Annotated in this window: 15 protein-coding genes; 6 read left to right on the forward strand and 9 right to left on the reverse strand. The window is 70.8% G+C overall.

The annotated features are described in order from the left end of the window. Positions 1–14 precede the first annotated feature (14 nt). Complete coding sequence (locus ABD333_RS02685) at positions 15–1,391, reverse strand: MFS transporter (RefSeq protein ID WP_344537303.1); 1,377 nt, start codon at positions 1,389–1,391, stop codon at positions 15–17. Between the two features lie 121 nt (positions 1,392–1,512). On the opposite strand from ABD333_RS02685, the gene ABD333_RS02690 reads away from it, so the two are divergent. Further along, on the forward strand, positions 1,513–2,436 hold the full coding sequence (locus tag ABD333_RS02690; RefSeq protein ID WP_344537304.1) for a LysR family transcriptional regulator: 924 nt from the start codon (positions 1,513–1,515) through the stop codon (positions 2,434–2,436). Between the two features lie 73 nt (positions 2,437–2,509). Further along, positions 2,510–3,469 carry a DNA polymerase III subunit delta gene (gene holA, locus ABD333_RS02695; RefSeq protein WP_344537306.1) on the forward strand — a complete coding sequence of 320 codons (960 nt, stop codon included), beginning with the start codon at positions 2,510–2,512 and terminating at the stop codon, positions 3,467–3,469. Positions 3,470–4,189: 720 nt separating this feature from the next. Here the strand turns inward: holA and ABD333_RS02700 are convergent. The 3 genes from ABD333_RS02700 to rpsT form a co-directional block, all read right to left on the reverse strand. Next, a complete protein-coding gene (locus tag ABD333_RS02700) occupies positions 4,190–4,621 on the reverse strand; it encodes an SRPBCC family protein (protein ID WP_344537308.1) in 432 nt (143 codons plus the stop codon). A 13-nt stretch (positions 4,622–4,634) separates the two neighbouring features. Further along, positions 4,635–5,183 carry an RNA 2'-phosphotransferase gene (locus ABD333_RS02705; protein ID WP_344538819.1) on the reverse strand — a complete coding sequence of 183 codons (549 nt, stop codon included), beginning with the start codon at positions 5,181–5,183 and terminating at the stop codon, positions 4,635–4,637. A 69-nt stretch (positions 5,184–5,252) separates the two neighbouring features. Further along, positions 5,253–5,522: a 30S ribosomal protein S20 gene (gene rpsT / locus ABD333_RS02710; protein WP_344537309.1), complete on the reverse strand. Its 270-nt coding sequence runs from the start codon at positions 5,520–5,522 to the stop codon at positions 5,253–5,255. Positions 5,523–5,817: 295 nt separating this feature from the next. On the opposite strand from rpsT, the gene lepA reads away from it, so the two are divergent. After that, positions 5,818–7,662 (forward strand): translation elongation factor 4, encoded by a 1,845-nt coding sequence (lepA, locus tag ABD333_RS02715; protein ID WP_344537310.1) that lies wholly within the window; start codon positions 5,818–5,820, stop codon positions 7,660–7,662. A gap of 110 nt (positions 7,663–7,772) precedes the next feature. After that, entirely contained in the window at positions 7,773–8,522 is a 750-nt protein-coding gene (locus tag ABD333_RS02720; protein ID WP_344537312.1) for a Uma2 family endonuclease, read from the forward strand. A 585-nt stretch (positions 8,523–9,107) separates the two neighbouring features. On the opposite strand, the gene ABD333_RS02725 is transcribed toward ABD333_RS02720, so the two are convergent. The 3 genes from ABD333_RS02725 to ABD333_RS02735 form a co-directional block, all read right to left on the reverse strand. Further along, on the reverse strand, positions 9,108–9,578 hold the full coding sequence (locus ABD333_RS02725) for a DUF4870 domain-containing protein (protein WP_344537313.1): 471 nt from the start codon (positions 9,576–9,578) through the stop codon (positions 9,108–9,110). A 104-nt stretch (positions 9,579–9,682) separates the two neighbouring features. Then, entirely contained in the window at positions 9,683–11,107 is a 1,425-nt protein-coding gene (locus ABD333_RS02730; RefSeq protein ID WP_344537315.1) for a hypothetical protein, read from the reverse strand. A gap of 70 nt (positions 11,108–11,177) precedes the next feature. Then, positions 11,178–12,041 carry a hypothetical protein gene (locus tag ABD333_RS02735; RefSeq protein WP_344537316.1) on the reverse strand — a complete coding sequence of 288 codons (864 nt, stop codon included), beginning with the start codon at positions 12,039–12,041 and terminating at the stop codon, positions 11,178–11,180. Between the two features lie 272 nt (positions 12,042–12,313). Here ABD333_RS02735 and ABD333_RS02740 point away from each other — a divergent pair, with 272 nt between their 5' ends. Further along, entirely contained in the window at positions 12,314–12,706 is a 393-nt protein-coding gene (locus ABD333_RS02740; protein ID WP_344537318.1) for a hypothetical protein, read from the forward strand. 171 nt (positions 12,707–12,877) lie between these two features. Continuing rightward, positions 12,878–14,086 carry a radical SAM family heme chaperone HemW gene (gene hemW, locus ABD333_RS02745; RefSeq protein WP_344537320.1) on the forward strand — a complete coding sequence of 403 codons (1,209 nt, stop codon included), beginning with the start codon at positions 12,878–12,880 and terminating at the stop codon, positions 14,084–14,086. Between the two features lie 19 nt (positions 14,087–14,105). On the opposite strand, the gene ABD333_RS02750 is transcribed toward hemW, so the two are convergent. Next, positions 14,106–14,663, reverse strand: a complete 558-nt coding sequence (locus tag ABD333_RS02750) for a DUF4870 domain-containing protein (protein WP_344537322.1) — start codon at positions 14,661–14,663, stop codon at positions 14,106–14,108. A gap of 49 nt (positions 14,664–14,712) precedes the next feature. Beyond that, the gene (locus ABD333_RS02755; RefSeq protein ID WP_344537324.1) at positions 14,713–15,594 is read right to left on the reverse strand and encodes a DUF3097 domain-containing protein; all 882 of its coding nucleotides are present in this window, start codon (positions 15,592–15,594) and stop codon (positions 14,713–14,715) included. Positions 15,595–15,604 lie beyond the last annotated feature (10 nt).

A 15,604-nucleotide genomic window follows, 5' to 3' on the forward strand; every position in this document is an offset into this window, starting at 1 on the left:
CGGTGCTGCTGGAGCTAAGCGGACCTGCTTTCGAGGGCTGGATGATGGGAGGTGGTGCCGGAAACCTCGGGGGCGCGGCGTGGCAGCAGGAGAGGGCTTGCCAGGAGGAGCAGGCCGGCTGCCGCGATCGCGGTGCGGGGTGTGGTGATGCCGGCCAGCAGGCCCCACAGGGCGGTCATGGCCGCGATACTGGCGTTGCTCGTGACGGACCAGGCGGCCAGGGTACGGGCGACACGGTCCGTCGCGGTCTGGTCGAGCCGGTACGTGGCCAACACCGGGTTGAACACGCCCATGCACGTGATCAGGCCGAGTTCGACGATGATGACGAGCGCGAGACCGGTCGTGCCGGGGTGAACGAAGGCCAGCCCGAGCAGCCAGCCCGCGCGTAGTGATCCGGCCGTGAGCATCACCCTGTGCCGCCCGAACCGTTCGACGAGCCGGTGAGCCAGGCGTGAGCCGACGAGGCCGCCGACGCAGGGCGCCGCGAACGCCAGTCCGTACTGCCAGGGAGCGAACCCGAGGGGACCCAGCATGAGCGACGCCAGCAACGGCGACGTCGCCATGATCAGGCCGTTGACCAGGACGGCGTTGACGAACAGCGGGCGCAGGAGCGGGTGCGTGAGGATGTAGCGCCACCCCTCGAACAGCTGGGCGGCAGGTTCCAGGCGCCGAGGGGCTGAGGTCGGTTCCACAGCGCCGCCGTCCGCACGGCCTGCGTTCGATCGAGTTCGGCGCCGTCCTCGGCCTCTCCGCCCGCCACGCGGCCGCCCGGCTGACCCGTGCCCGGGCTCGCCTCGCCCGGAACGTACGGGGCGCGGCTCGTTCCCGCCGATCGCGCGGATGCCCGCAGCCGAGAGCAGGTGGCTGACCGCGTTGGCCACCACGGTCGTCACCGGACCGAAGAGCCCGATCGCGGCCCCGCCGAGCGGTGGCCCGAGCACGGCGGCGGTCCACAACGTCGACTCGTACCGTCCGTTGGCGACGAGCAGGTCCTCGGGCCGCACGATCGCCTTCAGGCAGGCGCCGCTCGCCGCCCTGAACGCCAGGTCGGCGGCGGCGGTGATCATCGACACGGCCAGGAGCTGGGCGAACGTGAGCCGGCCGAGCGCGAACGCGACCGGGACGCTCATCAGCGCCACGAACCGGATCAGATCCATCGCGATCATCACGGGGCGCTTGCGCCGGAACTCCACCCACGGGCCCAGCGGCACCGCGACCAGCGTTCCGGCCGCGAGCCCGGCTGCCGCCAGCATCGACACCTCGGTCGACCCGGCGTGCAGGACGGCGATCGCGATCAGAGGGAACGCGTCGAACGCCAGCCGCGTGCCGAACGTGCTGAACGCATAGGCCGTCCAGAGCCACCGGAAATCTCGCCCCAGTGACCGCCCCATGCACAGTACCCCTCTACAACCCCGCGTTGACCACGGCGACCGTAGCGAGAGGAAAACACAGGATCAAACAACCGCTACGACATGAACCTACAACCACTGGTTGTACAGCTAGGATGCCTGTGTGGACCTCGATGCTGTGCGTACCTTCGTGGCCGTCGCCGACGCGGGCCAGTTCCAGCAAGCCGCAGCCGACCTGTCGATCACGCAGCAGGCGGTCTCCAAGCGCGTCGCCGCGCTGGAGAAAGACCTCGGCGTCCGATTGTTCACCCGTTCCGCGCGTGGAGCCCAGCCGACCATCGACGGGCAGGCGTTCCTTCCCCACGCCCGTGAACTCCTGCGGGCCGAAGAACGTGCGGTCGCCTCGGTCCGGGCGGGCCGCCGTGCGCTGCGCGTCGACGTGATCGGCAGGCGGCTGGCACCGGCGTCCCTGCTGCGGGGGTTCCATCGGGCGCATCCCGATATCGAGCTCGACGTCGTGACCCTCTTCGACGTCGACGCGGCCATCGCGGCGCTCCGTTCCGGCACCATCGACGCGTCCTTCCGTGCCGTCACGCGGCGGCCTCCGGAAGGCATCGAGGCCGTCCGGGTCTTCGACGAGCCTCTCCAGCTCGTCACCGGACCCGCCCACGAACTCGCCTCCACCCGCGCGGTCACACCCGTCCAGCTCGCCGGGCACAGGATCTGGATGCCCGGCATCGTCGCCGGAACCGAGTGGGCCGCGTACTACGACGATCTCGCCGCCGCGTTCGGGCTCACCATCGAGACGACCGGCCCCGACTTCGGGACCGAACCCCTCCTCGACACGATCGCCGACTCCTCCGCGCTGGCGACCTTCGTCGGCGAGCAGACCCGGCTCGCCTGGCCCGCCGACTACGGACTGCGCCGCATCACCGTTCACCGCCCGATGCCCGTCTATCCGCACTCGCTGGTGTGGCAGGAGGACAACCCGCATCCCGCGCTCGCCACGCTCCGCGATCACCTCGGTTCCACCCAACCCCACCCGGAAACCTGGACGCCGGATTGGGCAGAACCACCACGGCGATGACCAGCGTTCAGCAGGGATTCCCCTGGCGGTGTTCAGGGACCGATCAGGGGGCGGGGCGTGGCATGCTGCTGGGGTGCCAGCTGATCCCATCACGCTCATCGTCGGCGACGAAGAACTGCTCGTGGACCGCGCGGTCGGCGACGTGGTCGCCGCCGCCCGTTCGGCCGATCCCGAGGTCGAGGTGATCGACCTCGCGCCAGGCGGGCTGGAGACGGGACGGCTGGCGGAGCTGACCTCGCCCTCGCTGTTCGGGGGCAGCAAGGTACTCGTGCTGCGTTCGGCCCAGGACCTGCTGAAGGACCAGGCGGCCGAGGTCCTCGCGTACGTCAAGGATCCGGCCGAGGACGTCGCGCTGGTCGCGGTCCATGCCGGTGGCGCCAAGGGCAAGGCGCTCGCGGACGGGCTCACCAAGGCCGGCGCCCGCAAGATCGTCTGCCCGAAGATCACCAAGATGGGCGAGCGGATCGACTTCGTGCGGGGCGAGATCCGCCGCCACGGCGGGAAGATCTCCGCGGACGCCGCCCGCAACCTGCTCGACGCCGTGGGGAACGACCTGCGCGAGCTGGCCGGGGCCTGCAGCCAGCTCGTCGCCGACACCGGCGGCAAGATCGACGACGCCGCGGTCGCGCGCTACTACCGTGGCCGGGCCGAGGTCAGCGGCTTCAACGTGGCCGACAAGGCGATCGAGGGGCAGCTCGCCGACGCCCTCGAACAACTCCGCTGGGCCCTCGCGACCGGCGTCGCGCCCGTGCTGATCGTCAGTGCGCTCGCCCAGGGAGTCCGGGGCCTCGCCAAGGTCGGGGGAGCCCCGCGCGGTGCCCGCGGCGCCGGGCTCGCCAAGGACCTCGGCATGCCGCCGTGGAAGATCGAACGTGTCCAGCGCCAGCTCCGCGGCTGGTCCGGCGAAGGGGTCGCCCAGGCACTGGGCGCCGTCGCCGAGGCCGACCTCCAGGTCAAGGGCGGCGCCGCCGACCCCGCCTACGCCTTGGAAAAGGCCGTCAGCGACATCGTCGCCGCCCGATCCACCCGCTGACCCGCCCGGCACCGCCTACCGCCCGCCTAGCCGACGCCCCTCAGAAACACCGCGCCCTGAAGCTTCCCCGCACGCGGGTGATGAGACTCACCCTGAGCCCATGCGAGCACTGGCAAGCCTCTCGCTAAGAGCCACCCACGCCTAAAGGCACCTCCGCCTACAGGCACCTCCGCCTGCGGGCACCTCCGCCTGCGGGCACCTCCGCCTGCGGGCACCTCCGCCTGCGGGCACCTCCGCCTGCGGGCACCTACGCCTACAGGGCTCCTACGCCTACAGGGCTCCTACGCCTACAGGGCTCCTACGCCTACAGGGCTCCTACGCCTACAGGCTCCTACGCCTACAGGCTCCTACGCCTACAGGCTCCTACGCCTACAGGCTCCTACGCCTGCGGGCACCTCCGCCTACAGGCTCCCACGCCTGCGGGGCACCTACGCCTGCGGGCACCTATGCCTGCGGGGCATCTGCGCGTGCGTGCATCTGCGCGTGCGGGCGTCTGCGCGTGCGGGCGTCTGCGCGTGCGGGGTGTCTGCGTGTGCGGGAGCTGCGCTCGGGTGTCCTGGGCGCGTCTGTGTGTGGACGGGTAGGTGCGGCGCGGGCCTGGTGAGAGGCACACATGGCGTGGTCGGCTGTGTCTGGCGGAGGGGCACAACTTGGACGTGCGGGTGTGGCAGTGGGTCTGGTGAGGGATCGTCTAATGCGTCAGGGCAGGTGTAGTGCGGGTTACTTGGTTTGTTGGAGTTCGGCTTTTTGTTTCAGGCCTGCGGCTTCCATGGCCACGTAGCGGCGGGCGCGGCGGCCGGCCAGTAGGGCTACCAGGAAGGCGAGGGGGCCGGACTGGTCGAGGCCCAGGCGGACGCTCACCGTGCCGTCGGGGTGGGACGTGATGTCGTGCGAGGCGACTGTGGTCACGCCGGGGGTGCGGGCCGTCCAGGTGAACGCGCGGCCTGGGGCGAAGTCGGTGACGGTCCAGACGGCGGCGGGAAGTCCGGGCTGGTGGACGCGGGCGCGGCTGCCTTCGCCGAACGGGCCCTCGGTGAGCCGTTCGACGCGCTTGATCGAAGCGGTCATCTCGGGCCAGCGTTCGACGTCCTCCAGGAGGGCCCAGACGGTCTCGCGCGGCGCGTTGATCTCGACGGTGACCTCGTGGTGCATGGGGGGCTCCGAATCAGCCGGGGATCAGGAGATAGGCGGGTGGGACGGAGGCGGCCAGCCAGACGCCGTTGGCGCTGACGCGGAACTCGTGGCCGTCAACGGCCATGCGCGCGGAGTCGACCACCAGGACGACCGGGCGGCCGCGGCGGGCGCCCACACGGGTGGCCGTCTCGCGGTCGGGGGACAGGTGCACGGCGTGCCGGGACATGGGGCGCAGGCCCTCCCGGCGGATCGCGGCGAGGGCGGCGCCCACGGTGCCGTGGTAGAGGACGGCGGGCGGCGGCGTCACCGGCAGGTCGAGTTCGACCTCGATGGAGTGGCCCTGGCTCGCGCGGACGCGTTCACCGGTCTCGTCGAACGCGTAGCGGCGTTTGTCGTTGGTCGCGACGACGTGGTCGAGCTCGGCCCGGGTGATCGGGAAGTCGTGGCGGGCGGCGGCCGCGAGCAGTTCGTCGACGTTCGCCCACCCGGCGGGATCCAGGGTCAGGCCGATCCGCTCCGGCCGGTGGCGCAGGTGCCTGGCGAGGTACTTGGAGACCTTCACGGTGCGCCGGCGGTCCATGGTCATCGTTTCTCGTAGCACGAAAACGCCGCGGCCCCTGAGGGCCACGGCGTTCTGCGGACGCCAGGTCTACTTGGCCTGCAGGGCGGCGGCCTGCTTGGCGATCGCCGACTTGCGGTTGGCAGCCTGGTTCTTGTGGATGACGCCCTTGCTGACCGCGATGTCGAGCTTGCGGGCCGCAGTGCGCTGCGCGGTGATCGCGTCGTCGACGTTGCCCGCCTCGGCGGCCTCGCGGAACTTGCGGATCGCCGTCTTCAGCTCGGACTTGACGGCCTTGTTGCGCAGGCGAGCCTTCTCGTTCTGCTTGTTCCGCTTGATCTGGGACTTGATGTTCGCCACGTCGAAGAGCCTCAACTTGAAAGTCGTTGTTACATGGGTTGCGTTCACCGGCCCGGAGGGGCCGGCACCGACGGCGGCCGCGGTGCCCCACGGCACGACGCAACGCCACACGCAGTCGCACAGCCTACCAATCCCAGCGCTCCACCCAAAACCAGCGGGCCGCGAGACTCCAATGTACGGCCTCGCGGACGGCAGGGCCGGGTGAACGGAGCATGCCCGGGGACATGGGACTATGGGATACGGCAAGATCTGCCCTGCCATCCCTGTCCACCAGTAGTTTGCGAAACGGACCCCGGTGCCTGCGCCTGAGCCCAACAAGACCGATCCCGCGATCATCCGGAACTTCTGCATCATCGCGCACATCGACCACGGCAAGTCGACGCTAGCGGACCGCATGCTGCAGCTCACCGGGGTGGTCGAGGAGCGCCAGATGCGCGCGCAGTACCTCGACCGCATGGACATCGAGCGCGAGCGCGGCATCACGATCAAGAGCCAGGCGGTCCGGCTGCCCTGGACGGGCACCGACGGCGTCGACTACGTCCTCAACCTGATCGACACTCCGGGACACGTGGACTTCTCGTACGAGGTGTCCCGGTCGCTCGCGGCGTGCGAGGGCGCGGTCCTGCTGGTGGACGCGGCGCAGGGCATCGAGGCGCAGACGCTCGCCAACCTCTATCTGGCGATCGAGGCGGACCTGCACATCATCCCGGTGCTCAACAAGATCGACCTTCCGGCGGCGCAGCCGGACAAGTACGCCCAGGAGCTGTCGAGCATCATCGGCTGCGAGCCGGACGACGTGCTCCGGGTCTCGGGCAAGACCGGCGAGGGCGTTCCCGAGCTGCTCAACAAGATCGTTGAGACGGTGCCCCGCCCGGTCGGCGACCCGGACGCCCCGGCGCGGGCGCTGATCTTCGACTCGGTGTACGACACGTACCGCGGTGTGGTCACCTATATCCGGATCATCGACGGTCACCTCTCCCGGCGGGAGAAGAGCCTGATGATGTCGACCGGCTCGGCCCACGAGACGCTGGAGGTCGGTGTCATCTCGCCGGAGCCCAAGCCCGTCGCGGGGCTCGGCGTCGGTGAGGTCGGCTACCTGATCACGGGTGTGAAGGACGTACGGCAGGCGCGCGTCGGTGACACCGTCACCGTCGCCTCGCGGCCGGCGCCGGAGTCGCTCGGCGGTTACCAGGACCCCAAGCCGATGGTGTACTCGGGCCTCTACCCGCTGGACGGCGACCAGTATCCGGAACTGCGCGACGCCCTGGACAAACTGCGCCTCAACGACGCCGCGCTGGTCTACGAGCCGGAGACGTCGGCGGCGCTGGGCTTCGGGTTCCGGTGCGGCTTCCTGGGCCTGCTGCACATGGAGATCGTCCGGGAACGGCTGGAGCGCGAGTTCAACCTGTCGCTCATCTCGACCGCGCCCAACGTCATCTACCGCGTGGTGATGGAGGACGGCGCCGAGCACGTCGTCACCAACCCCAGCGAGTTCCCCGAAGGCAAGATCGGCAACGTCTACGAGCCGATGGTGAAGGCCACGCTGCTGGCGCCGTCGGAGTTCATCGGCGCGATCATGGAGCTGTGCCAGGGGCGCCGCGGGGTGCTGCAGGGCATGGACTACCTGTCGGAGGACCGTGTCGAGATCCGCTACACCCTGCCGCTGGCAGAGATCATCTTCGACTTCTTCGACCAGCTGAAGTCGCGGACGCGCGGCTACGCCTCGCTCGACTACGAGCCCAGCGGCGAGCAGGAGTCCGAGCTGGTCAAGGTCGACATCCTGTTGCAGGGGGAGTCGGTCGACGCGTTCAGCCAGATCGTCCACAAGGACAAGGCCCGCGAGTACGGGCTGATGATGACCTCCAAGCTCAAGGAGCTCATCCCGCGGCAGCAGTACGAGGTGCCCATCCAGGCGGCCATCGGCGCCCGCATCATCGCGCGCGAGAACATCCGCGCCATCCGCAAGGACGTCCTCGCCAAGTGCTACGGCGGTGACATCTCCCGTAAGCGCAAGCTGCTGGAGAAGCAGAAGGAAGGCAAGAAGCGGATGAAGACGATCGGCCGCGTCGACGTTCCGCAGGAAGCCTTCGTCGCCGCGCTCTCCACCGGCGAGACCTCCACCGACAAGCCCAAGAAGTAGGCCGCAGAGGGAACGCGGGCGTACGTGTCGGTGCGGGAGCGCGTTCCAGCAAACGTCTAGATATCGCAAAGCGGTGGTGACGCGCTGTCCCCGCGAGGACACTGGGCGTTGTGACCCACACGTTGCTGCATCAGGTTCTCGTTTCCGACCTGGTGGTCCCGATCGGGCTGGCGGAGACGGCCGAGCAGGCGTCCCGTACCGGGTCGGGGCCACGTCTGGCCGACAACACATGGCTGCGCTCGGATCTGCTGGTCTTCCGCAAGGAGCAGGACACGGGGGACCGCACCTACATCGAGGGCGCGCCCCTGCTGGCCGTCGAGGTGACCTCCGACGCTTCGCGCGAGGTGGACCTCGGCGCCAAGAAGGATCTGTACGAGCGGTTCGCGGTCCCGTCCTACTGGGTGGTCGACCTCAAGGGCGACGAACCCGAGGTCCAGGTGTTCGAGCTGAGCGATGACGGGCGGTACGCCGAGGAGGCGCGCGTCACCTGGGGGCGGACCTGCACGCTGACCCGGCCCTTCCCCATCGAGCTCGCCCCTGACCAGATCTTCGACCGGCTGCCGCGGCCGCCCGCCCCGAGGAGAGGGATCCACGTGCCCGACCAAGACCACCGGACCGGCCCGGACCTGCCGCACTGCGAGGAGCCCATCCTGATCGACGCGTTCGGCCGCTGGCCGACGGGCGCCGAGAAGGTCGAGCTGTGGGACGGCTGTCCCGTCTTCTACGGAGCCTGGGACGAACGCGATGTCGAGATCGCGCAACGCGCCTACCCGGGCCGTGTCGTACGCCTGGACCAGCCGCCCGGTGAGCCCGGCACCCTGACCGTCCTCCCGGGCCCCGGCGTCCCCGCGGACTCCTGAGCCGGGCCGGACGGCCCCGGCATCGCTCCGCGAGCCACCGCCGAACTGCCGGACGGCGTGCGCCCGGTCACCGCTGGACGGAAGCGTGGGCGCGAATCACCGCCCGGAAGGCCGGTCGATCACCGCCTGCGACGCTCAAACGGCCGGAAGGCTCCGCAGCCGCCGCGACCGGCTCCGCGCCGATAGGTGACGGGCCCGGTGTGACATCACGAGGCGACAACCCGCGCTGACGCCCTGGTGTGAGGGCCGAGCGGACGACGGCCCGAGGCGACGGGCCGTTGTGACGGGCCGGGATGGCGGGGGCGAGGTGACGGGCCGTTGTGACGGGCCGGGATGGCAGGCCGAAGTGACGGGCCGAGATGACGGCCCGAGATGACGGCCCGGGGTGACGGCCCGGGGTGACGGCCCGGGGTGACGGCCCGGGGTGACGGCCCGGGGTGACGGCCCGGGGTGACGGCCCGGGGTGACGGGCCGGGATGGCGGGCCGGGATGGCGGGCCGAGGTGACGGCCCGGGGTGACGGCCCGAGGCGACGGGTCGTTGTGACAGGTCGGGATGGCGGGCCGGGGTGATGGGACGGGCGTTGTTATTTGAAGATCGGCCACGCCACCGGGGCCGGGACGCGGCGGAACTCGCCGCGGTTGGCCGCGCGCGCCCCGTACACCAGGTAGAACATGACCACGGCCGTGAAGCCGAGCGGAACCCAGATCATCACCTCGACCGCGAGCGACAGCAGGCCGCCGATCAGCCACACGGCGATCGCGGCGAGGCCCATGTTGAGGCCCTGGGCGGCGTGCCGGCGGACGAACGGCGACCGGCCCTTGCCGAGGAACGCGACGGCGGGCGCGATCGCACCGACCAGGAACTGGCCCACGTACGCCATGAGGGCCCAGCTCTTCTCGTCGTGGCTCACCGGCCCGAAGTGTCCCGGTATCTGGGCGGTGTGGCGGCCCTGCGGCTGGGACGGTGGAGGCTGCTGCTGCCATGCGGACGGCTGCTGCTGCCATCCGGGCTGTCCCGGCTGCTGGCCGGGGGACGGGGGAGGCCCGTAGGCCATGAGGCGTGTCCTCTCAGAGTCTGCGAGAGCTCTTGGCGAAGTGTACGACTACTTCGACGCACGCGAGGTTCGCAGGTTCCCCGAGTTGATTTCTGGGAGAGGCATCAGGCCATGGGACGCCAAAGGGTCGCGGTAGGGGACTGCGGGGTGAGAGTCAGCGAGCCCGTCCAGGAGATGGCGGAGCGCTGGGGGAGGTAGCCGCTGCGTAGGAAGAAGCCACGGTTGATAGAGGTGACCGTGGCGGGGGCGCCGTTGTCGCCGATGCCTACAGGGCGGCGGATGGCCTCGATGGACGCGATGTCGGCGACGGTCGTGCCCTGGGGCAGCTCGACCGTTGTGGCGGCGGGGCCGTCGCGTTCGATGGACCAGGTGGGTTCGTCGTGGTCGGAGCGGTAGAGCTTGGACGGGTCACGCTTCAGCCGTACACCGAGGGACACGCCTGGCGCCGAGCCACTGCCCGTGGGGGCGCCGGTGCGCTTGGCCAGCTCGACGAAGAGGTACGTGCGCTGGTCGCCGACCGCTTTGGTCGCCGGGTCCGAGAGCTTCTCGATCTTGCCCTCGCGGAGCATCTCCTGGGCCATGATCCGGTACGTCCACGGCTCGCGGTCCATGACCACCTCGCGGGCGCGGGCGGCGGGCTTGGTGCGGGACGCGTCGAGGAGGAAGCGGAGCGGGGCCTTCGGCGTGATGACGTCGCACATGTTGTTGTTCGACGTGCACGTCTGCAGAACGGGGTGGTCGCCCTCGTAGCGGCCGGTGAACTTCAGCGTGAGGTGCTGCGGCGCCTGGTAGACCCCGGTGCCGGCGACCCGGCGCCCCGAGGCGTCGACCTCGACCCGGTACACCCACTCGATGTCGGTCGTACGGCCCCAGCGGGCCATCAGCGCCGGGCTGTCGGTACCGCCGTCCTCGTTGCTCCACACCACCGAGTACTCGATGATCCGGTGCCCGGGCGTCGTGGCGGGCCGTGTCTCGTGCCAGGCGATCAGCGGTGCGTCGGTGGTGGCGTTCTGGTAGGGGTTGCCGAACGGCCAGCCCGTGCGGCCGACCACGACGGGCGCGTGGCGCAGGGCGAGCTGGTCGGCCTGGGGCAGCCGCACGGTCGGCCGGGCGAGGACGACCCGGCGGGCGGACGGGGCGCTGCCCTTCGCGAATCTCAGCGTGACCTTGTGCTTGCCGGGCCCTACGCGACCCAGGCCGAGGCTACGGGGGGTCGGATCGGCCGAGAGGACGACGAGGTCGGTGACGTGGCGGCCGTCCACGAAGATCGCCACGACCGCGGATTCGGCGCCCTTGCGCGCCCAGGAGACGCCGGGCGCGGTCGCGGTGAACGCGATCACGGCCTCACCGGCGCGCCGGGTGGTGAACGTCAGCGTCCGCGCCGGGCCACCGCGTTTGACGGTGATGGTGCCAGCGGCGGCGGAGGCGGGTGCCGCGGCGGTGGCGGGGGCGGCGGGTACGAGGACTAGGGGTGCGCCGACGAGGGCGCCGGCCAGACCGAAGGCGGCGGAACGAGCGCGGCTTCTCATGATCAAGGAATCTAGAGAGCCCGGATTGCGGTCCGGTGAAGAACGGGTCCCTCGTGGGTGTCGGGATCGTTCAGCGCCGGTGGCGCCAGGCCGCCTGGAGCGAGACACCGGTGAAGAGACCCTGCGCGCTCTCGCCCTCCGGCCGGTAGAGCCTGAGCCCGAGGCCCGGCAGATGCGCCATGCGGCCTCGTTCGTTCACCTCGTGCGCGAGATCCCGCAGCAGCGCGATCACGTCGTCGGCGGGATCGTCGAGCAGGTCGATGCCGTCGAGCCGGAAACGCAGTTCGGGGTTGCCGCCCCAGCCCGTGGCGCGTTCGCCGTAGATCTCGCCGACGAGCTCGTCACCGCGGCCGTCCTGGCGTTCGGTGGAGACGGCGAGCCGTCCGCGCCCGACCCGGATGTCGCGGTGGCCCGCCCAGCCGCACAGGAACCGTGCCCTGGGCGGCTGTGTGCCGCACTGTTCGGCGACGGTGGCGAGCGTCGTCCACGCGTCGGCCGCGCGCGTGGAGAAGCGCAGATGAGCGTCCGGCAGGACGGCGCCGTTGCCGGGTTCGAGCGCGACGACGTACGGAGGCACCTTGCCCGGGAACCGCGCCGGGTCGGGGTCCCGCAGGGTGACCAGGCCCTCCCAGTCGAACGGTGCCTCGACCGCGAACCACGAGATGTCGGACTCCAGGCCGAGTTCGAGGAACGTCCGGTCGCTCAAGGCCCGGCCGACGTGCCCGCGGAGGTCGTCGGCCGTCTCGTCCAGCCTGCGCCGCCACCAGGCGGGTTCGGGGTCGCCGCCCTCCCAGCCCGCGCCCGCGCCGCGCAGGGCCACGCGTTCCTCGGTCCCGTCCTTGTCGGCGATCACGTAGTGCCAGCCGTCAGGCCCCCCTCGGAGCAGCACGCGGATGGGCACCCGCCCGTACCTGATTGCCTCCTCGTTCCGCACCCGGTGACCCTATCCGGGCTCGCGCGTTCCGGCCGTACGGAACCGCCACCGCAGGGTCGTCCGGCTCGCCGGTCTGGGCGGCGTACCGAACGGTCGTGATCGTCCCAGCTTGTCCCGAGGCTCTGACCTGGGGTTTCACGCGACACGGCGGGGGTTGCTTGGCCGCGGCGGATATGTCGGTACGGTCGGACGGCAAGGGTCGCCGAGGTCCGGGAGGTTCGAGCGTGCCGCACTCCGAGCAGGTTCTGCGTTCTCCGAGGGAGCGGGCAGCGGTGAACGGCGCGGTGCGAGCCCTGCGGTCGGCCGCGCCGTTCGGCTGGGAGCGGCTCGGGTTCGAGTTCCGCGCCACCGTGGGCATCGACAGCGCCTCGTTCGAGATCGTCGACGCGCAGGGGGCGACGCGTCCCGCCATGCCGCCCGGCCAGGCCATCGGCAAGATGGACGAGCTGCGCCGGGCGATGTACCAGCGGGGCAAGGGCGCCTGGTTCACCGCGCGCCTGAGCGTCGAACGGTCGGGGCGGGTGAGCGCCGAGTTCGACTACGACGGCGAGCCGGACTTCACCCCGCCGCTGACCCCGTTCGCCTATGTGCTGGATCTCGAACGTTTCCCGCGCACCGACGAGCACATCCCACCCTGGCTCCGCGCCAAGCTCCGCCAGGCCTGAGACGCCGTAAGACGGCCTAAGCCGACGCGTGGGTGGCTTGGTCCGGCCTAAGCGGGCTGAGGGTGGCCTGAGGCGATGTGGGCCCGTCTGAGGCGGATTGTAGGCGGCGCTGGTGGTTTGAGGTGGGCGCTAGGGGGCGGAGCACCGGGGTGTGGAGGGCAGACTTGGGGGATGCCCGCGACTCTGCCCGACGGCGATCCTGTACCGGCCGACGGAACGTTGCCCCGCAGCGCCCTGAGCGGCCTCGGTGATCGGCCGTTCGCCTTCTATGTGCATGTGCCGTTCTGCGTGACGCGGTGCGGCTACTGCGACTTCAACACCTACACCGCCACCGAGCTGGGGCCGGGCGCGAGCAGGGAGTCCTACGCCGAGACCGCCGTCCGCGAGGTCCGGATGGCGCGGCGGGTGCTGGGCGAGGCCGAGCTGCCGGTCGAGACCGTCTTCGTGGGCGGCGGGACGCCGACGCTGCTCTCGCCCGACGACCTGGGGCGGGTGCTCGCGGCGATCGACGACGAGTTCGGGCTGGCGCCGGGCGCCGAGGTCACCACGGAGGCCAACCCCGAGTCCGTGGACGAGGCCTATCTGGGCAAGCTGCGCGAGGCCGGGTTCACCCGCGTCTCGTACGGCATGCAGAGCGCCCGCGAGCACGTGCTGGCGACCCTGGACCGCACCCACACGCCCGGCCGCGTGCCGCAGGTGGTCGAGTGGACGCGGCGGGCGGGCTTCGAGCACGTCAACCTGGATCTGATCTACGGAACGCCGGGGGAGAGCGACGACGACTGGCGGGCCTCGCTGGAGGCGGCGCTGGCGACCGGGCCCGATCATGTCTCCGCGTACGCGCTGATCGTCGAGGAGGGCACCCGGCTGGCCGCGCGGGTGCGGCGGGGCGAGCTGGCGACCCCCGACGACGACGCGATGGCCGACCGGTACCTGATGGCGGACGAGCTGCTCGGCGCGTACGGGCTGCGATGGTACGAGATCTCCAACTGGGCCACCGGCGACGCCGCGGCCTGCCGCCACAACCTGCTCTACTGGACCGGCGCCGACTGGTGGGGCGTGGGGCCCGGCGCGCACAGCCACGTCGGCGGCACACGCTGGTGGAACGTCAAGCACCCCGCCGCGTACGCGTCGCGGCTGGCCGAGGACGTCACTCCGGCGCACGCCCGAGAGGTCCTCGACCCCGCCGACCGCCGGATCGAACGGATCATGCTGGAGGTGCGGCTGGCCGAGGGCTGCCCGCTGGAGCTCCTCGACGACGCGGCGGTACGGCGCGCGATCGGGGACGGCCTGATCGAGGCCGGGCCGTACGAGCGCGGCCGCGCCGTCCTCACCCTGCGCGGCCGCCTGCTCGCCGACGCCGTCGTCCGCGACCTGACCTGACCTTCGTCCGTGATCCGGCCTATTTGATCATCGGCCAGGCCAGGAACGTCGGGAACCGGTAGTACTCGCCCCGGTTGGCCGCGATCGCCGCCATGATCAGGAAGACGATCTGCGCGATCGCCTGCGCGATGAGCAGCAGGAAGCCGATCAGGATGAGGCACAGCACGAGGTTGATGATCAGGTAGACGAACTGGGTGATCGCGAAGTTGAGGCCCTGGGCGCCGTGGTGGCGCAGGAACGGCGACTCGTCCTTCTTGATCAGGAAGACCAGCAGCGGCGCGATGAAGCCGAGCAGGAACTGGCCCAGGTGGCACAGCAGCCCCCAGGTCTTGTCGTCCGAGGTCAGCGTGCCGTACGGCTGGACCTGGCCGCCGTAGCCATATGGCTGGCCGTAGCCGGGTGCCTGCCCGTACCCAGGTACCTGGTCGTAGCTCGGTGCCTGGCCGTAGCCGGGCTGGCCGTAGTCAGGCTGACCCTGGCCAGGCTGAGGCTGGCCCTGGCCGTATCCGGCTTGTTGTTGTCCGTAGCCTGGTTGCTGCTGTCCGTAATCCGGTTGTTCCGGGGACCCGTACGACATCGCCTGCTCCTCGGTGGGGGTTCGGCCTGCGGCGGGGGGCGTCAGGGGTTCAGGGGACGGTCACAAAGTCGATCAGTTCTTCGACGCGGCCCAGGAGTTCTGGTTCCAGGTCGGTGTAGGTGGACACGGATCGCCGGATGCGCCGCCATGCGTCGCCCACGTCGTCCCCCCAGCCCAGTGCGGCGAGAACCCCCTCCTTCCAGGGTACGCCGCGCGGCACCCGTGGCCACCCCGCGATGCCGACGGCGGCGGGCTTGACGGCCTCCCAGATGTCGATGAACGGGTGCCCGGTGATCAGAACGTGCGGGGACGAGACCCGGGCGGCGATCCGGCTCTCCTTGGAGCCCGGCACGAGATGGTCGACGAGGACGCCCAGCTTGCGCTCCGGACCGGGGCCGAACTCCTCGACGATGGACGGAAGATCGTCGATGCCCTCCAGATACTCGACCACGATGCCCTCGACCCGCAGGTCGTGGCCCCAGATCTGCTCCACGAGCTCGGCGTCGTGGACGCCCTCCACGTAGATGCGGCTCTCCTTGGCGACCCTGGCCCGCAGCCCCGGGACGGCGATCGACCCCGAGGCCGACCGCATCGGCCCGCGCCCGCCGCCAGCGCCCCCGCCCCCAGCGCCCCGGCCCCCAGCGCCCCCGGATCCCGCCGGCCCCGCCGACCCCGGTGCCGGGCGGACGAGCGTCACCGGCTTGCCGTCGATCAGGAAGCCCGCCTTGGTCAGCGGGAAGACGCGCCGCTTGCCGAAACGGTCTTCGAGGGTCACGCCGAACTTGTCACAGCCGACCACGGCGCCGCAGAAGCCGCTGCCGGGATCCTCCACGACCAGGTCGGGCTCGGCCGCGATCTCGGGAATCTGGCCTTTGCGGGGCCGCCGCCAGTCACCCGCGAGAATGTCGTCACCGTAGTCCTTGCTCCGCACGGATGGGCAC

Source organism: Actinomadura fulvescens (assembly GCF_039533225.1).
Classification (GTDB): domain Bacteria; phylum Actinomycetota; class Actinomycetes; order Streptosporangiales; family Streptosporangiaceae; genus Spirillospora; species Spirillospora fulvescens.